Below are 17,613 nucleotides of genomic sequence, written 5' to 3'. Positions count from 1 at the left end.
CGTCCTTCGGGGCGTTGCGGCGCGGTCGACCGGGGCGGGCCCGGGTCGCGTACCCCGTGCGGGGGTGCCGCGTTGGGCGAAACGGGTGGGGTTCTCGCGGCGTGTCGCCGTGTCAGTGGCGCGAGCGCGCGCCCGTCACCTTCAGTGGGGGCGATAGGTGTGATCAACTCCTTATACCGCCAAACGTGATCAAACCCGGCCCAAACCGGAATCGGGCGGCCGGGCGAGCCCCGGAGGTACCTAGCCATGGCCCGACTCGATTCGGCCGGCGTCAGAAAGCGCCATGTCCGCAGAGCTGCCGCCCTCCTCACCACGGGAGTCCTCGCCGTGCCCGCCCTGGCCGGCTGCGGCTCGTCCGACGAGTCCGGCGCCCCCGCCGCCGCTCAGGACATCGCGCCCGCCGCGCGCGATGCAGTCGTCGACGGGGGCAAAGTCACCTGGGCCGTGGACGGGCTTCCGCAGACCCTCAACTCCTTCCAGGCGGACGCCGATTCGGCCACGAGCCGGGTCGCGGGGGCCGTACTGCCGTCGATGTTCACGCTCGATGCGAAGGGCCGGCCGCAGGCCAACCCGGACTTCCTGGAGAAGGCCGAGATCGTCGAGCGCGAGCCCAAGCAGGTCGTGCTCTACAAGCTCAACCAGCAGGCGGTCTGGAGCGACGGCCGGGAGATCGGCGCCGCGGACTTCGCCGCCCAGTGGCGCGCCCTGTCCGGCAAGGACAGCGCCTACTGGACGGCGCGCAACGCCGGCTACGACCGCATCGAGAAGGTCGAGCGCGGCGCCAACGACCTGGAGGTACGGGTCACCTTCGCCAAGCCGTACGCGGACTGGCGGTCGCTGTTCTCGCCGCTGTACCCCAAGCAGGTCATGGGGACGCCGGACACCTTCAACGACGGTGCGCGCACCAAGCTGAAGGTGTCGGCAGGCCCGTTCAGCATCGAGGGGACGGACCGCAAGGCCGGCGAGATGACGCTGGTCCGCAACCCGCGCTGGTGGGGCGAGCCCGCCAAGCTGCAGAAGCTGGTCTTCCGCGCCGTGCCGCGCGCACAGCGGGCCGCCGCGCTCGCCGAGGGCAAGGTCGACCTGGCCGAGATCGGCTCCGCCGAGGCCGAGCGGATCTCGCTCGCCGCCCGCGACGCCGGGTCGAAGGGCCCGCTGGCCCACGGCCCCGGCACCGACCTCACGCCCGCGCAGGCGCTGCGCTCCTGGGCGATCGCGAACGGCGCGAAGGGCGAGGAGGAGGCCGAGACCGAGATCGAGGCCCGTAAGAAGAACCGCGAGGCGATCGCCGAGTACGCGAAGCAGCAGAACGGACTGCGCGACTTCAAGGTCCGCAAGTCCCTCGAACCCGCCTACACCCAGCTCGCGCTGAACGGCGCCGGCGGACCGCTCGCCGACGAGCGCGTACGCCGTGCGGTGGCCCGTGCCATCGACCGCGAGGAGATCGCCGAGACCGTCCTCAAGCCCCTCGGTCTGCCCGCGGCGCCGGTCGGCAGCCACCTCGCCCTCGCCGGGCAGTACGCGTACGCCGACAACAGCAAGGCCCTCGGCAGCCAGGACACCGCCGAGGCCCAGGCGCTCCTCGCCGAGGCGGGCTGGGAGCGGGGCGGCGCGATCGTGGGGAAGGGCGCGGGCTCCAAGGCCGACAAGAAGAAGAGCAAGCCGGCGAAGGGCTCCGAGTCCGAGTCCGACGACGGCACGTACATCGTCGGTCAGGACGACAAGCCCGGCGACACCGAGGACCGGCAGCAGGCCAAGAGCAAGAACAGCGTCCCCGGCGCGTACGCCCCGAAGGGCACGGCGGCCCCGAAGGAAGAGAACGGCGAGGAGAAGAAGAAGGAAAAGAAGGAAGAGAAGAAGGAGGGCAAGAAGGAGGACGGCGAGAAGGCGAAGTCCCCCGAGGGCAAGAAGGAGCACGAGAAGGACAGCAAGAAGGACAGCAACAAGGAGCACGAGAAGGCCAAGGACAAGGACAAGTCCGAGAAGGCGAAGGCCGAGGCCGAGGGCGAGGACAAGTCCAAGGACAAGTCCAAGGACAAGTCCAAGGACAAGTCCAAGGACAAGGGCTCCAAGGAAAAGAACTCCAAGGGCTCCAAGGGCTCCAAGGGCTCCGCCGGCAAGGCCGCCTCCGGGCCGCTCGCCAAGGACGGCAAGGCCCTGACCCTCCGCTTCGTGCTCCCCTCGGGCCCCGGCTCCGAGTCCCTGCGCACCGTCGGCGACAAGATCGCCCGCATGCTGGAGCGGATCGGCATCCGCACGGAGATCGAGAAGGTCGAGGACGGCAGCTACTTCAAGGACCACATCGCGTCCGGCCAGTACGACCTGGCGCTCTACTCGTGGCCCGCCTCCGCCTACCCCGCCACCGACGGCCGGCCGATCTTCGCCAAGCCCGTGCCCGCGGAGGACGGCTCGCTGAACGTCGAGCAGAACTACACCCGCGTCGGCACCGACCACATCGACCAGCTCTTCGAGCAGGCCGCGGCGGAGCTCGACGAGTCGAAGGCGCGCGAGCTGGTGCGCAAGGCCGACGCCCGGATCTGGGCCGAGGCCGGGTCCGTGCCGCTCTACCAGCGGCCGCAGCTCTTCGCGGTCAGGGCGAACCTCGCGAACGCCGGGGCGTTCGGCTTCGAGTCGCCGCACTACGAGGACATCGGCTACCTGAAGTCGGGGGCCGCCGGGCAGCAGAAGAAGCAGTAACCACGGGAGCGGCCGCAGCGGCGGCGGCTCAGAACTCGCTCAAGCCCCTTGCCCGCCGGAGCCCCCCGGCGGGCAAGCTGCTTTCCACACCCATTGACCTGTGTCTTTCCTCACCCCACCCCGTCCCGGACCGGGCTGCGGCGGCCCCCGACCATGCCGCCCCTGCCAGGTCAACGTAGGATGGGGTAAGGCCGTGGCGTGTTCAGCCCGGCAGGGCTCGCGTACCGGACCGTACGCAACAGGCCCTCCACTCTTCCTGGGAGAAGCGCAGCTCGTATGCCCACGCGCCACGACATTCGTAACGTCGCCATCGTCGCCCACGTCGACCACGGCAAGACGACCATCGTCGATGCCATGCTCAAGCAGGCCGGTGCCTTCGCCGCGCACCAGCTCGACTCCGTCGACGACCGCGTCATGGACTCGAACGACCTGGAGCGTGAGAAGGGCATCACGATCCTGGCCAAGAACACGGCGGTGAAGTACCACCCCAAGGACGGTGGCGAGCCGATCACGATCAACATCATCGACACCCCCGGCCACGCCGACTTCGGTGGCGAGGTCGAGCGCGGTCTGTCGATGGTGGACGCGGTCGTGCTGCTCGTGGACGCCTCCGAGGGCCCGCTGCCGCAGACCCGCTTCGTGCTGCGCAAGGCCCTGCAGCAGCGGCTCCCCGTCATCCTCTGCATCAACAAGACGGACCGCCCGGACTCCCGGATCGACGAGGTCGTCAACGAGACGTACGACCTGTTCCTCGACCTGGACGCCGACGAGGACCAGATCGAGTTCCCGATCGTCTACGCCTGCGGCCGTGACGGCGTCGCCTCGCTGACCAAGCCGGAGGACGGCACCGTCCCCGCGGACAGCACCAACCTGGAGCCGTTCTTCTCCACGCTGCTCCAGCACGTCCCCGCGCCGGAGTACGACGAGGCCGCCCCGCTGCAGGCGCACGTCACCAACCTCGACGCCGACAACTTCCTCGGCCGTATCGCGCTGCTCCGCGTCGAGCAGGGCGAGCTCCGCAAGGGCCAGACCGTGGCCTGGATGAAGCGCGACGGCTCGGTCTCCAACGTCCGCATCTCCGAGCTGATGATGACCGAGGCGCTCACCCGCAAGCCCGCCGAGGTCGCGGGCCCCGGTGACATCTGCGCCGTCGCCGGTATCCCCGACATCATGATCGGCGAGACCCTGGCCGACCCGGAGAACCCGGTCGCCCTCCCGCTGATCACGGTCGACGAGCCCGCGATCTCCATGACCATCGGTACGAACACCTCGCCGCTCGTCGGCCGCGGCGGCACCGGCAAGGGCGCGGACGCCAAGTCCGCCGTCAAGGACCGCAAGGTCACGGCCCGCCAGGTCAAGGACCGTCTGGACCGCGAGCTGATCGGTAACGTCTCGCTGCGCGTCCTCGACACCGAGCGCCCCGACGCCTGGGAGGTGCAGGGCCGCGGTGAGCTGGCCCTGGCGATCCTGGTCGAGCAGATGCGCCGCGAGGGCTTCGAGCTGACCATCGGCAAGCCGCAGGTCGTCACGCAGGAGATCGACGGCAAGACGCACGAGCCGGTCGAGCGCATGACGATCGACGTGCCCGAGGAGCACATGGGCGCCGTCACCCAGCTCATGGGCGTCCGCAAGGGCCGCATGGACAACATGTCGAACCACGGCTCCGGCTGGGTGCGCATGGAGTTCGTCGTCCCGTCCCGCGGCCTCATCGGCTTCCGCACGGAGTTCCTCACCAACACCCGCGGTACGGGCATCGCGCACTCGATCCACGAGGGCCACGAGCCGTGGTTCGGCACGCTGACGACCCGTAACAACGGTTCACTCGTCGCCGACCGCGCCGGTTCGGTCACGCCGTTCGCGATGATCAACCTGCAGGAGCGCGGCGTCCTGTTCACCGAGCCCGGCACCGAGGTGTACGAGGGCATGATCGTCGGCGAGAACTCGCGCTCCGACGACATGGACGTGAACATCACCAAGGAGAAGAAGCTCACCAACATGCGTGCGGCTTCCGCAGACACCACCGAGAACGTGGTGCCGGCCCGCAAGCTCTCCCTGGAGCAGTGCCTGGAGTTCTGCCGCGACGACGAGTGCGTCGAGGTCACCCCGGAAGCCGTCCGTATCCGCAAGGTGAACCTGGACAAGACCGAGCGCGCCCGCGCCGCCTCGCGCGCCAAGCACAACTGACACAACTGCCCCAACAGGCCCTGAAAGGCTGACCGTTCCACGACGGCAGCCCCGGCGGATCCCGCGACTGGCCCGTCTCTGCGCCCCAACTCGGCGTAGAGTCGGGCCAGTCGGCGTTTTGGGGGTGTTCCGAGGTGTCCTCGGCGAGGTTTTCGGCGGTGTCCTCCGCCCCGGGGTCTACGCGCCTTGAACGCTGCAGCGCGAGCGCCCTGCCGCGCAACTGGTTTTGTCTCACGGGTCGTCCGGATTTCGGACATCGCTGACCGATAGATGTGTAACGAGTCCGTTTCGCGACTATCTATCTCGGATCGGTTTGTCCATATTTCGGAAGATGTACGCGTCAGGTGTGATCGAACCGAGACCAAAAGGGTGTGGCCGGGTAGGTGCCCATGGCTAATAGTTGAGCGCGAAGAGCTCGGGTCAATGGGTCACGCGCTGTGGGGAGCGCCGACTCACGAGCACACTGGGGCACTCAACTCTCGCCGTCAGGGGTGTCGGTGGGAAGTCGCGTGCCCTCTCTTGTAGTGAACAAGTGGACTCATGAGGAGGAACCCATGCGCGGTGCCAAGAGCGCCAAGTGGGTCGCGATAGCAGCCGTGGTGGCGCTGGGCGCGACGGCCTGTGGTGGCGGCGGTACTGAAGAGGCCAACGCCAACAAGGAAGTTGACCCCAACGGCATCGTGAGCTACGCCAACGGCGAGCCGCAGAACCCGCTGCAGCCTGCCAACACGATGGAGGCGTACGGCTCCGTCACCATCGAGGCGATCTTCTCCGGCCTTGTCGACTACAACGACAAGGGCGAGATCACCATGACCAACGCCGAGTCCGTCACCCCGGACAAGGACAACAAGGTCTGGACGGTCAAGCTCAAGAAGGGCTGGAAGTTCCACAACGGCGAAGAGGTCACCGCGAAGTCCTTCGTCGACGCCTGGAACTGGGCGGCCAACGTCGAGAACAAGCAGGTCAACTCCTCCTGGTTCTCCGACATCGAGGGCTACGCCGACGTCCACCCGGAGAAGGGCAAGCCCAAGAAGGACAAGATGTCCGGGCTGAAGGTCGTCGACGACCAGACCTTCACCATCACGCTGGCCGACGGCATCCCGTACTTCCACTACAAGCTGGCGTACCCGGTGTTCTCGCCGCTGCCCAGCGGCTTCTTCAAGGACCCCGAGGGCTACGGCGAGAAGCCGGTCGGCAACGGCCCCTACAAGCTGAAGTCCTGGGAGCACAAGAAGTCGATCCAGCTCGTCCGGAACGACGACTACAAGGGTCCGGACAAGGCCAAGAACGGCGGCATCGACCTCAAGGCGTACACGTCCGACACGGCCGCGTACAACGACCTGGTGTCGAACAACGTCGACTCCATGCCGATCGTCCCCAACTCCGAGCTCGCCAACTACAAGGAAGACCTCGGCGACCGGGCGATCGAGCAGGACTACTCGGCGATCAACACGATCAACCCGGCCTTCTACACGAAGCAGTGGAAGGACATCGACGTCAAGGTCCTGCAGGGCCTGTCGATGGCGATCGACCGCGACACCATCAACAAGACGGTGTTCTTCGGCACCCGCGAGTCCGCCACCAGCTGGGTCGCCAAGGGCGTGCTCGGCTACGAGGCCGACACCTGCGGCGAGTTCTGCAAGTACAACCCCAAGAAGGCCAAGGCTCTCATCAAGGAGGGCGGCGGTGTTCCGGGGAACAAGATCTCCATCCAGTACAACGCCGACCAGCCGCACAAGGACTGGGTCGTCGCGGTCTGCAACTCCATCAAGCAGGCCACCGGCGTCGAGTGCGAGGGCGACGCCAAGACGGACTTCCAGGCCGACCTGAAGGTCCGTGACGCCAAGCAGGTCAAGTCGATGTACCGCTCCGGCTGGGTGCTCGACTACCCGTTCAACGGAAACTTCCTGCGTGACCTCTTCGGTACCGGAGTCGCCGGCAACAAGGCCGACTTCTCGGACAAGAAGTTCGACGACCTGGTGAAGAAGGCCGACGCGGCCGCCACCGTCGAGGAGTCCGCGAAGCTGTACACCCAGGCTGAGAAGCAGCTGGCGAACACCTTCCCGGGCATCCCGCTCTGGTACAACCGCACGATCTCCGGCCACTCGGAGAACGTGAAGAACATGAAGTTCGGCCAGGACGGTGACCCGATCTTCACCGAGGTCGAGGTCTACAAGAAGTAATCCAGTCGGAGTTCGAGCCCGCAGCGCCGGTCGGCGACCCTGGCCGGTGCTGCGGGCCGCTCCGCTATGGACGGAGGCACAATGGGGCGATACGTCGCGCGGCGACTGCTCCAGATGATCCCGGTGTTCATCGGGACGACTTTGCTGATCTTCCTGATGGTGAACGTGCTGCCCGGCGACCCGGTGGCGGCACTCTGGGGAGACAAGCCGCCGGACCCGGCGCAGATGGCCATCATCCGGAAGGATCTCGGTCTCGATCTGCCGCTCTGGCAGCAGTACTTGAACTATCTCGGTGGCCTGCTGCAAGGCGACTTCGGCACCACCATCGCCGGTAACCGACCGGTGCTCGACCAGATGACGGACGCGTTCCCGGTCTCCATCCGGCTCGGCCTGATGGCGTTCACCTTCGAGCTCGTCCTCGGCCTGTTCTTCGGCGTCCTCGCCGGCGTCAAGCGCGGCAAGGTCATCGACACCGGCGTCACCGTCTTCACCCTCATGGTGATCTCGATTCCGGTCTTCGTGCTCGGCCTGGTCAGCCAGCAGGTGTTCGGCACGCAGTTGGGCTGGGTCTCGCCCAACGTCAAGGACTCCATGGACATGGCCCAGCTGGTGCTGCCGGCCATCGTGCTCGGCTCGCTCTCCCTCGCGTACGTGGCGCGGCTCACCCGCACCTCCATCGCCGAGAACGCGCGCGCCGACTACATGCGCACGGCCGTCGCCAAGGGCCTGCCCCAGCGCCGGATCGTCTCCATGCACCTGCTGCGCAACTCGCTGATCCCCGTGGTCACTTACCTCGGCACCGACATCGGCGCGCTGATGGCCGGAGCCGTGGTGACGGAGGGAATCTTCAACGTCCAGGGCGTGGGGCAGCTGCTCTTCGAGGCGCTCGCCCGGCGCGAGGGTTCGATCATCGTCGGCATCGTGACGGTGTTCGTCCTCATCTACCTCCTCGCCAACCTGTTGGTCGACCTGCTCTACGCGGTCCTTGACCCGAGGATTCGCTATGCCTGAGAACACTCTGAAGAAGGACAAGCCCACCGTCGAGGAGCCCGCGGTCGCCGTGGCCGAGGCTGGCCCCGCGCCGGACAAGCCGCGCTCGCTCGCCGCCGACGCCTGGGCCGATCTGTGCCGGAAGCCGCTGTTCCTGCTCTCCGGGCTGCTGATCCTCTTCCTGCTGCTCGTGTCCGCCTTCCCGGGCCTGTTCAGCAGTACGGACCCGACCGCCGGCGACCTGAGCAAGCACTTCCTGACCAAGCCGGAGCTGAGCCATGTGTTCCAGCCCGACTGGTTCGGCTACGACAACCAGGGCCGCTCCATCTACGCCCGGGTGGTCTACGGCACGCGGGTGTCCATCCTCGTGGGCGTCGGTGTGACGGTGCTCGTCACCGTCGTCGGCGGCCTGATGGGCATGCTCGCCGGATACTTCGGCGGCATCTGGGACACCCTGCTGTCCCGGATCACCGACGTGTTCTTCGGCATCCCGTTCATCCTCGGCGCGATGGTCGTGCTCAACGCCTTCACCGAGCGCACGGTGTGGACGGTCATCGGCGCGCTCGCCTTCCTCGGCTGGACGGCCATCGCCCGTGTCATGCGCGGCGCGGTCATCACGGCCCGGCACGCGGACTACGTCCTCGCGGCCAAGGCCCTCGGCGCCGGGACCAGCCGGATCCTGTTCCGGCACATCCTGCCGAACGCGATCGCCCCGGTGATCGTCGTCGCCACCATCCAGCTCGGCGTCTACATCGTGGCCGAGTCGACGCTCTCCTACCTGGGCCTCGGCCTCGGCACGAACGAGGTGTCCTGGGGCGGCGACATCGACACCGCGAGCGATCACATTCGCAACGCTCCGCACATCCTGTTCTTCCCCGCGGGAATGCTCAGCATCACGGTGCTCGCGTTCATCATGCTCGGCGACGCGGTGCGCGAAGCCCTCGACCCCAAGCTGCGCTGAGGGAGGCGTACCTGATGACCACCATCGACAAGACAGCAGGCCTCCCCGAGCCGCGCAGCGGCCGGGACGGCGGCACTCCGCTGCTCGAAGTCCGGGATCTACACGTCGAGTTCCACACCCGCGACGGCGTCGCCAAAGCGGTCAACGGCGTCAACTACACCGTGGACGCGGGCGAGACGCTCGCCGTCCTCGGTGAGTCCGGCTCCGGCAAGTCCGTGACCGCGCAGGCGATCATGGGCATCCTCGACATGCCGCCCGGGAAGATCCCGCAGGGAGAGATCCTCTTCCGCGGCGAGGACATGCTCGCCATGTCCAACGAGGAGCGGCGCAAGATCCGCGGCCAGAAGATCGCGATGATCTTCCAGGACGCGCTCTCCGCCCTCAACCCGGTGCTCTCCGTGGGCTATCAGCTCGGCGAGATGTTCCGCGTGCACCAGGGCCTGAGCAAGAAGCAGGCCAAGGCCAAGGCCGTCGAGCTGATGGAGCGCGTGCGCATCCCGGCGGCCAAGGAGCGGGTGAACGACTACCCGCACCAGTTCTCCGGCGGTATGCGCCAGCGCATCATGATCGCCATGGCGCTCGCGCTCGACCCCGACCTGATCATCGCGGACGAGCCGACGACGGCCCTCGACGTGACCGTGCAGGCCCAGGTCATGGACCTCCTCGCTGAACTGCAGCAGGAGTTCAACATGGGCCTGATCCTCATCACCCACGACCTGGGTGTGGTCGCGGACGTCGCCGACAAGATCGCCGTGATGTACGCGGGCCGGATCGTCGAGACCGCCCCGGTGCACGAGCTGTACAAGCGGCCCGCGCACCCGTACACCCGGGGTCTGCTCGACTCGATCCCGCGCCTGGACCAGAAGGGCCAGGAGCTGTACGCGATCAAGGGCCTGCCGCCCAACCTGACCCGGATCCCGACCGGTTGCGCCTTCAACCCGCGCTGCCCGAAGGCCGAGGACATCTGCCGTACGGAGACCCCCGTACTGCACCAGGTGACCGAGCAGGGCGGTGGCGAGATCGCCGGGCGCGGCAGCGCCTGCCACTTCTGGAAGGAGACGATCCATGGCTGACCTGAACAAGGGCGAAGAGCCGGTGGACCGGAAGTCCGATGTCTCCGCGACGGAAGCGGCGGAAGCGGCCGAACCCGCCGGCGCGGTCGAAGCGGCGATCGAGGCTCCGGTGGAGCGCGGTGAGCCGATCCTGCAGGTGCGGAACCTGGTCAAGCACTTCCCGCTGACCCAGGGCATCCTCTTCAAGCGGCAGATCGGCGCGGTCAAGGCCGTCGACGGGATCTCCTTCGACCTGTACCAGGGCGAGACCCTGGGCATCGTGGGCGAGTCCGGCTGCGGCAAGTCGACCGTCGCCAAGCTTCTGATGCTGCTCGAGACGGCCACCTCCGGCGAGGTGTTCTACAAGGGCCAGGACATCACCAAGCTGTCGGGGCGCGCTCTCAGGGCGGTGCGCCGCAACATCCAGATGGTGTTCCAGGACCCGTACACCTCGCTGAACCCGCGTATGACGGTCGGCGACATCATCGGGGAGCCCTTCGACATCCACCCCGAGGGGGCCCCGAAGGGCGACCGCCGCCGCAAGGTCCAGGAGCTCCTGGACGTGGTGGGCCTCAACCCGGAGTACATCAACCGCTATCCGCACCAGTTCTCCGGCGGCCAGCGCCAGCGCATCGGCATCGCCCGCGGCCTCGCGCTCAACCCGGAGATCATCATCTGCGACGAGCCGGTCTCCGCGCTCGACGTGTCGGTGCAGGCGCAGGTCATCAACCTGATGGAGAAGCTGCAGGACGAGTTCAACCTGTCCTACCTCTTCATCGCGCACGACCTGTCCATCGTGCGGCACATCTCCGACCGGGTCGGCGTGATGTACCTGGGCAAGATGGCCGAGATCGGCACGGACGCCGAGATCTACGACCACCCGACGCACCCGTACACCCAGGCGCTGCTCTCCGCGGTGCCCGTGCCGGACCCGGAGGCCCGCGAGGGCCGGGAGCGGATCATCCTCACCGGGGACGTTCCCTCGCCGGCCAACCCGCCCTCCGGCTGCCGGTTCCGTACGCGCTGCTGGAAGGCGCAGGACAAGTGCGCCACCGAGGTGCCGGTGCTCGCGATCCCCGAGCGGTTCAAGGACTCGGAGACCCTGGCCGCGCACGAGTCGGCGTGCCACTTCGCCGAGGAGAAGGACGTCGTGCACGCGGCCTGATCCCTCGCTCGCACAGCGACCCCCCGGAAGCCCGCTCGGGCATCCGGGGGGTTTCTGCTTGCGCGGGCGCACGGAAGGAGGTCGTGCGCATGCGAGTCGTCGGGGCCTGGGGTGTATTGGGGCCTACCTGTGCGTATCGCATCTAGGAGGCACTCCATGCGCGGAGCCACCCACGTCAAGTGGGCCGTGTGCGCGGTCTCCGTCGCCCTCGCGGCGACGGCCTGCGGCGGCAGCAGCAGCGGCGGCGACGGTGCCGGAATCGTGCGCTCCTCCTGGGGCGACCCGCAGAACCCGATCGAGCCGGCCAACACCAACGAGGTCCAGGGCGGCAAGGTCCTCGACATGGTCTTCCGGGGTCTGAAGCGGTACGACCCGAAGACCGGCGAGGCCGAGAACATGGTCGCCGAGAAGATCGACACCACCGACCAGCAGAACTTCACGGTCACCCTGAAGTCCGGCTGGACGTTCAGCAACGGCGAGAAGGTCACCGCCAAGTCCTTCGTGGACGCCTGGAACTACGGCGCGCACGTCGACAACAAGCAGAACAACTCCCCGTTCTTCGCCAACATCGAGGGCTACGACCAGGTCCACCCGGAGTCCGGCAAGGCCACGGCCAAGACGATGTCGGGCCTGGTCGTGAAGGACGCGCGGACGTTCACGGTCAAGCTGAACGAGAAGTTCTCCACCTGGCCGGAGACCCTCGGCTACCAGGCGTTCGTGCCGCTGCCGCAGTCGTTCTTCGAGGACCACGAGGGCTGGCTGAAGAAGCCGGTGGGCAACGGCCCGTACACCGTGGAGTCGTACACCAAGGGCTCCTCGATGAAGCTGCGCGCCTGGGACGGGTACAAGGGCCCGGACAAGGCGCAGAACGGCGGCGTGGACCTGGTCGTCTACACGGACAACAACACCGCGTACACGGATCTGATGGCGGGCAACCTCGACCTCGTCGACGACGTGCCGGCCAAGCAGTTGAAGAACGTGAAGGCCGACCTCGGCGACCGGTACATCAACCAGCCCGCGCTGATCTTCCAGTCGGTGGTCTTCCCGATGTACGACGACCGCTGGAACAAGCCCGGCATGGAGAAGGTCCGCAAGGGCCTGTCCATGGCGATCAACCGGGAGGAGATCACCCAGCAGATCTACCAGGGCACCCGCACCCCGGCCACCGACTGGACCTCGCCCGCCCTGCGCGAGAAGGGCGGCTACCAGGAGGGCCTGTGCGGTGACGCCTGCACCTACGACCCGAAGCGGGCCAAGAAGCTGATCGAGGAAGGCGGCGGACTGCCCGGCGGGAAGGTGCAGTTCACGTCGAACGTCGACACCGGCTCGCACCGCGACTGGCTGGACGCGGTCTGCAACAGCATCAACAACGCCCTCGGCAAGGGCGCGGTGTGCACGGTCAACCCGGTCGGCACCTTCGCCGACTTCAAGAACCAGATGGCCGGCTACAAGATGACGGGCCCGTTCCGCTCCGGCTGGCAGGCCGACTACCCGCTGATCCAGAACTTCCTGCAGCCGCTCTACGCGACGGGCGGCTCCTCGAACTACGGCAAGTTCGAGAACAAGGAGTTCGACCGGCTGATCTCCGAGGCCAACAAGGAGAGCGACCAGGCCGCGGCCGTGGCCAAGTTCCAGGACGCGGAGAAGATCCTCGCCGACCAGATGCCGGCGATCCCGCTCTGGTACCAGAACGGCTCCGCCGGCTGGTCGGACCTGGTCTCGGACGTCCAGCTCAACCAGTTCAGCGTCCCGGTCTACGACCAGATCAAGGTCAGCTGAGCAGCAACCGAGGCAGGGGGCACCCTCATGGGCCGCTATGTGATCCGACGCCTGCTCCAGATGATCCCGGTCTTCATCGGCAGCACGTTCCTGATCTTCGTGATGGTGTACGCGCTCGGCGACCCGGTCGCCGCGCTCTTCGGGGACAAGGCGCCGGACCCCGCCACCGCGGCCCGCATCCGGCACGAGCTCTATCTCGACCAGCCGCTGTGGAAGCAGTACCTGCACTATATGGGGCAGATCTTCCGGGGCGACTTCGGCACCGCGTTCAACGGCCAGAAGGTCACCGAACTCCTCGCCGGCGCCTACCCGGTGACGCTGCGGCTGACGCTCGTCGCGGTTGTCATCGAGCTCCTCGTCGGCATCACGCTCGGCGTGGTCAGCGGGCTCAGGCGCGGCCGGTCCGTGGACACCTCGGTGCTCGTCCTCACCCTGATCGTCATCTCCGTCCCGACGTTCGTCAGCGGCTATGTGCTGCAGTTCCTGTTCGGCGTGAAGTGGGACCTGATCCGTCCGACGGTCTCCCCGGACGCCCCGTTCAGCGAGCTGATCCTGCCCGGCGTCGTCCTCGCCCTGGTCTCCCTCGCGTACGTCACCCGGCTCACGCGGACGTCCATCGCGGAGAACGTGCGCGCCGACTACGTACGCACCGCCGTCGCCAAGGGCCTGCCGCGGCGGCGGATCATCACCCGGCATCTGCTGCGCAACTCGCTGATCCCGGTGGTCACGTTCATCGGCACGGACATCGGCGCGCTCATGGGCGGCGCGATCGTCACGGAGAAGATCTTCAACATCCACGGCGTCGGCTACCAGATCTACCAGGGCATCCTGCGCAACAACGCCCCCACGGTGGTCGGCTTCGTGACGATCCTCGTGATCGTCTTCCTGCTCGCCAACCTGCTCGTCGACCTCCTGTACGCGGTCCTGGACCCGAGGATCCGTTATGCCTGAGCGGTACGACCCCCAGCAGGCCGTCGCCCCCAGCGGGGGAGGAGGTGCGATGGATCTGGCCATGAGCGAGGCCGAGACGCTGGAAAAAACCCCGGGCGGGCCGCTCGGCACCGGGCCCGCGGGCAAGCCGCGGAGCCTGTGGTCGGACGCCTGGTTCCAGCTGCGCCGCAACCCGGTCTTCCTGGTCTCCGGACTCCTCATCCTCTTCCTCGTCGTCATCTCGATCTGGCCGAGCCTGATCGCGAGCGGCGACCCGCTGGAGTGCCATCTGTCCAAGGCCCAGGAGGGCCCGGAGCCCGGCCACCCCTTCGGCTACGACAGCCAGGGCTGCGACGTCTACACCCGCACCGTGTACGGAGCCCGCGCCTCCATCACCGTCGGGGTCTGCGCCACCCTCGGGGCCGCGCTGCTCGGCAGCCTCCTCGGCGGGCTCGCCGGGTTCTTCGGCGGCTGGTGGGACGCGCTGCTCTCCCGGATCGCGGACATCTTCTTCGGCATCCCCGTGATCCTCGGCGGCCTGGTGCTGCTCTCGGTGGTCACGAGTACGACGGTGTGGCCGGTGGTCGGCTTCATCGTGCTGCTCGGCTGGCCGCAGGTCTCCCGCATCGCCCGCGGTTCGGTGATCACCGCCAAGCAGAACGACTACGTGCAGGCGGCGCGGGCGCTCGGCGCGGGCAACGGGCGGATGCTGCTGAGGCATGTCGCGCCGAACGCGGTCGCGCCGGTCATCGTCGTCGCGACCATCGCCCTCGGCACGTACATCGCCCTGGAGGCGACCCTGTCGTTCCTCGGCGTCGGACTGCGCCCGCCCACCGTGTCCTGGGGCATCGACATCGCCAACGCCGCCCAGTCCATCCGCAACGCCCCGCACATGCTGCTGTGGCCGGCGGGCGCGCTGAGCGTCACGGTCCTCGCGTTCATCATGCTCGGCGACGCGGTGCGCGACGCCCTCGACCCGAAGCTGAGGTGAGAGCCGCGATGCTGCTCCAAGTACGCGATCTGCACGTGGAGTTCAGGACCCACGACGGAGTCGCCAAGGCCGTCAACGGCGTCTCGTACGAGGTGGACGCGGGCGAGACGCTCGCCGTGCTCGGCGAGTCCGGCTCCGGGAAGTCGGTCACCGCGCAGGCGATCATGGGCATCCTCGACGTTCCGCCCGGGAGGATCACCGGGGGCGAGATCCTTTTCCAGGGCCGGGACCTGCTCCAGCTCAAGGAGGACGACCGGCGCAAGGTGCGCGGCGCCGAGATGGCGATGATCTTCCAGGACGCGCTGTCCTCCCTGAACCCGGTGCTCTCGGTCGGCGAGCAGCTCGGCGAGATGTTCGTCGTGCACCGGGGCATGTCCCGCAAGGACGCGCGGGCGAAGGCGGTCGAGCTGATGGACCGAGTGCGGATCCCGGCAGCGAAGGAGCGGGTCGGGCAGTACCCGCACCAGTTCTCCGGCGGCATGCGCCAGCGCATCATGATCGCCATGGCGCTCGCCCTGGAACCCGCGCTGATCATCGCCGACGAGCCCACGACGGCCCTCGACGTGACCGTGCAGGCCCAAGTCATGGATCTCCTGGCCGAGTTGCAGCAGGAGTACCACATGGGCCTGATCCTGATCACGCACGACCTGGGCGTCGTCGCGGACGTCGCCGACAGGATCGCCGTGATGTACGCGGGCCGCATCGTCGAGACCGCCCCCGTGCACGACCTCTACAAGGCCCCGGCCCACCCGTACACCCGCGGCCTGCTCGACTCCATCCCGCGCCTGGACCACAAGGGCCACGAGCTGTACGCGATCAAGGGCCTGCCACCCAACCTCATGGCCATCCCGCCCGGTTGCGCCTTCCACCCGCGCTGCCCGCGCGCCCAGGACGTCTGCCTCACGGACGAGCCGCCGCTGTACGCCGTCGCCGAGGACGGGGCGCGGGAGAGCGCCTGCCACTTCTGGAGGGAGACGTTGCGTGACGCCTGAACCCATGCTTGAAGTACGCGGCCTCGTCAAGCACTTCCCGCTGACCCGGGGCATCCTCTTCAAGAAGAAGATCGGCGCGGTGAAGGCCGTCGACGGCGTGGACTTCGACCTGGGCAGCGGCGAGACCCTCGGCATCGTGGGGGAGTCCGGCTGCGGCAAGTCCACCGTCGCGAAACTCCTGATGAACCTGGAGCGGCCGACGGCCGGACTGATCCGCTACAAGGGCGAGGACATCACACGCCTCTCGGGCCGCGCGCTGAAGGCGGTCCGCCGCAACATCCAGATGGTCTTCCAGGACCCGTACACGTCCCTGAACCCGCGGATGACGGTCGGCGACATCATCGGAGAGCCGTACGAGATCCACCCCGAGGCGGCCCCGAAGGGGGACCGGCGCCGCCGGGTCCAGGAACTCCTCGACGTGGTCGGGCTCAACCCGGAGTACATCAACCGCTATCCGCACCAGTTCTCCGGCGGCCAGCGTCAACGCATCGGCATCGCACGGGGGTTGGCGCTGCGCCCCGAGATCATCGTCGCCGACGAGCCGGTCTCCGCGCTCGACGTGTCGGTACAGGCCCAGGTGGTCAACCTCCTGGACCGCCTCCAGTCCGAACTCGGGCTGTCGTACGTCTTCATCGCCCACGACCTGTCGATCGTGCGGCACATCTCGGACCGGGTCGGGGTGATGTACCTCGGCCGGATCGTGGAGACGGGCACGGACACCGAGATCTACGAACATCCCACGCACCCCTACACACAGGCACTCCTCTCGGCTGCGCCGGTGCCGGACCCGGAGGCGCGGGCGCACCGGGACCGGATCATCCTCTCCGGCGACGTCCCGTCCCCCGCGAACCCGCCCTCCGGCTGCAGGTTCCGCACCCGGTGCTGGAAGGCGCGGGAGCGGTGTGCGGTGGAGGTGCCGTTGCTTGCGGTGCCGGAGGGGTTCGCTCCCGGGGGTGGGCCGGGGGCCCATGCCTCGGCGTGCCACTTCGCGGAGGAACGCCACGTCGTCCCCAACGGAGCCTGACCCCAGGGTTCCCCCCTGTCCCCGCTCCTCACACCCCGGAGAGGCTGCCATCGGGGCTTCCCGGCTGCACGGTTGTGCGGCGTCCGCTCGCGCGGGGCCGTCCCCTTGACTGTGTCGATCTGCGGTCGCCACCGCGTGGGCTACGAACGGCTTCGGGCCCTGCTGCGCCGTTCTTCGTCTGCCGCGCCGTTGTGGCCGGTTGCGCGAGAATCGGCCCCTCCCCGCCCCTTCCCGAAAGCCTCCGGCGGTGTCGTTCGGGTGCTGCGCCGTCGTGGCTGGGCGCGCAGTTCCCCGCGCCCCTGAAAACCTTCACCAGGGCCGCTGGCGCGAGACTCAGCCCCTCCCCGCCCCTTCCCGGCTGTGCCTGATATGCGGCTGCCGCCGCGTGGCTGCGGCGCTGTGTTTTGGCTGCCCGCTTCGTCGTGGCTGGTCGCGCAGTTCCCCGCGCCCCTGTCGGGGCCCACAGCAGCCCAAATTCAGCCCCCCCGCAAACTTTCAGCCCCTCCGGCGTTTGAGGAGCGGGGGTTCGGGGGCGGAGCCCCCGGAGCTGTCCGCTGAGGACTTTCGGGAAGGGGCGGGGTGGGGAAACAAACAGGCAACCCGGCCGACGCTCCGGCGACATGAGCAAGCGTCACGCTGAGGAACGTACGGCCGTGCGGGTGCCG

12 protein-coding genes are annotated in these 17,613 nt (G+C 67.9%); all 12 read left to right on the top strand.

The features are described 5' to 3' along the window. Positions 1–246: 246 nt before the first annotated feature. The 12 genes from QIS96_RS06955 to QIS96_RS06900 all read left to right on the top strand — a co-directional run bounded on the left by QIS96_RS06955 (position 247) and on the right by QIS96_RS06900 (position 16,948). Complete coding sequence (locus tag QIS96_RS06955) at positions 247–2,697, top strand: ABC transporter family substrate-binding protein (protein ID WP_282541507.1); 2,451 nt, start codon at positions 247–249, stop codon at positions 2,695–2,697. 276 nt (positions 2,698–2,973) lie between these two features. Next, positions 2,974–4,881, top strand: coding sequence for a translational GTPase TypA (gene typA / locus QIS96_RS06950; RefSeq protein ID WP_282541506.1), 1,908 nt, complete (start codon positions 2,974–2,976; stop codon positions 4,879–4,881). 554 nt (positions 4,882–5,435) lie between these two features. Continuing rightward, a complete protein-coding gene (locus QIS96_RS06945; RefSeq protein ID WP_282541505.1) occupies positions 5,436–7,064 on the top strand; it encodes a peptide ABC transporter substrate-binding protein in 1,629 nt (542 codons plus the stop codon). An 81-nt stretch (positions 7,065–7,145) separates the two neighbouring features. Next, a complete protein-coding gene (locus QIS96_RS06940) occupies positions 7,146–8,075 on the top strand; it encodes an ABC transporter permease (protein ID WP_282541504.1) in 930 nt (309 codons plus the stop codon). Further along, positions 8,068–9,015 carry an ABC transporter permease gene (locus QIS96_RS06935; protein ID WP_282541503.1) on the top strand — a complete coding sequence of 316 codons (948 nt, stop codon included), beginning with the start codon at positions 8,068–8,070 and terminating at the stop codon, positions 9,013–9,015. The genes QIS96_RS06940 and QIS96_RS06935 overlap by 8 nt, the downstream gene beginning before the upstream one ends. Positions 9,016–9,029: 14 nt before the next feature. Beyond that, positions 9,030–10,088: an ABC transporter ATP-binding protein gene (locus QIS96_RS06930; protein ID WP_282541502.1), complete on the top strand. Its 1,059-nt coding sequence runs from the start codon at positions 9,030–9,032 to the stop codon at positions 10,086–10,088. Continuing rightward, the gene (locus QIS96_RS06925) at positions 10,081–11,232 is read left to right on the top strand and encodes an ABC transporter ATP-binding protein (RefSeq protein WP_282541501.1); all 1,152 of its coding nucleotides are present in this window, start codon (positions 10,081–10,083) and stop codon (positions 11,230–11,232) included. Before QIS96_RS06930 ends, QIS96_RS06925 begins: the two co-directional genes overlap by 8 nt. A 156-nt stretch (positions 11,233–11,388) precedes the next feature. After that, complete coding sequence (locus QIS96_RS06920) at positions 11,389–13,011, top strand: peptide ABC transporter substrate-binding protein (RefSeq protein ID WP_282541500.1); 1,623 nt, start codon at positions 11,389–11,391, stop codon at positions 13,009–13,011. 27 nt (positions 13,012–13,038) lie between these two features. Then, positions 13,039–13,962, top strand: coding sequence for an ABC transporter permease (locus QIS96_RS06915; protein WP_282541499.1), 924 nt, complete (start codon positions 13,039–13,041; stop codon positions 13,960–13,962). Then, a complete protein-coding gene (locus tag QIS96_RS06910) occupies positions 13,955–14,932 on the top strand; it encodes an ABC transporter permease (protein ID WP_282541498.1) in 978 nt (325 codons plus the stop codon). Before QIS96_RS06915 ends, QIS96_RS06910 begins: the two co-directional genes overlap by 8 nt. 8 nt (positions 14,933–14,940) lie before the next feature. Beyond that, positions 14,941–15,924 carry an ABC transporter ATP-binding protein gene (locus QIS96_RS06905; protein WP_282541497.1) on the top strand — a complete coding sequence of 328 codons (984 nt, stop codon included), beginning with the start codon at positions 14,941–14,943 and terminating at the stop codon, positions 15,922–15,924. A 4-nt stretch (positions 15,925–15,928) separates the two neighbouring features. Then, positions 15,929–16,948, top strand: a complete 1,020-nt coding sequence (locus QIS96_RS06900) for an ABC transporter ATP-binding protein (protein ID WP_282541589.1) — start codon at positions 15,929–15,931, stop codon at positions 16,946–16,948. Positions 16,949–17,613 lie beyond the last annotated feature (665 nt).

This window comes from Streptomyces cavernicola (genome assembly GCF_029968035.1).
Lineage (GTDB): Bacteria > Actinomycetota > Actinomycetes > Streptomycetales > Streptomycetaceae > Streptomyces > Streptomyces cavernicola.
Note: the sequence above shows the minus strand (reverse complement) of the source record. Positions and strands in the feature narration are given on the sequence as shown.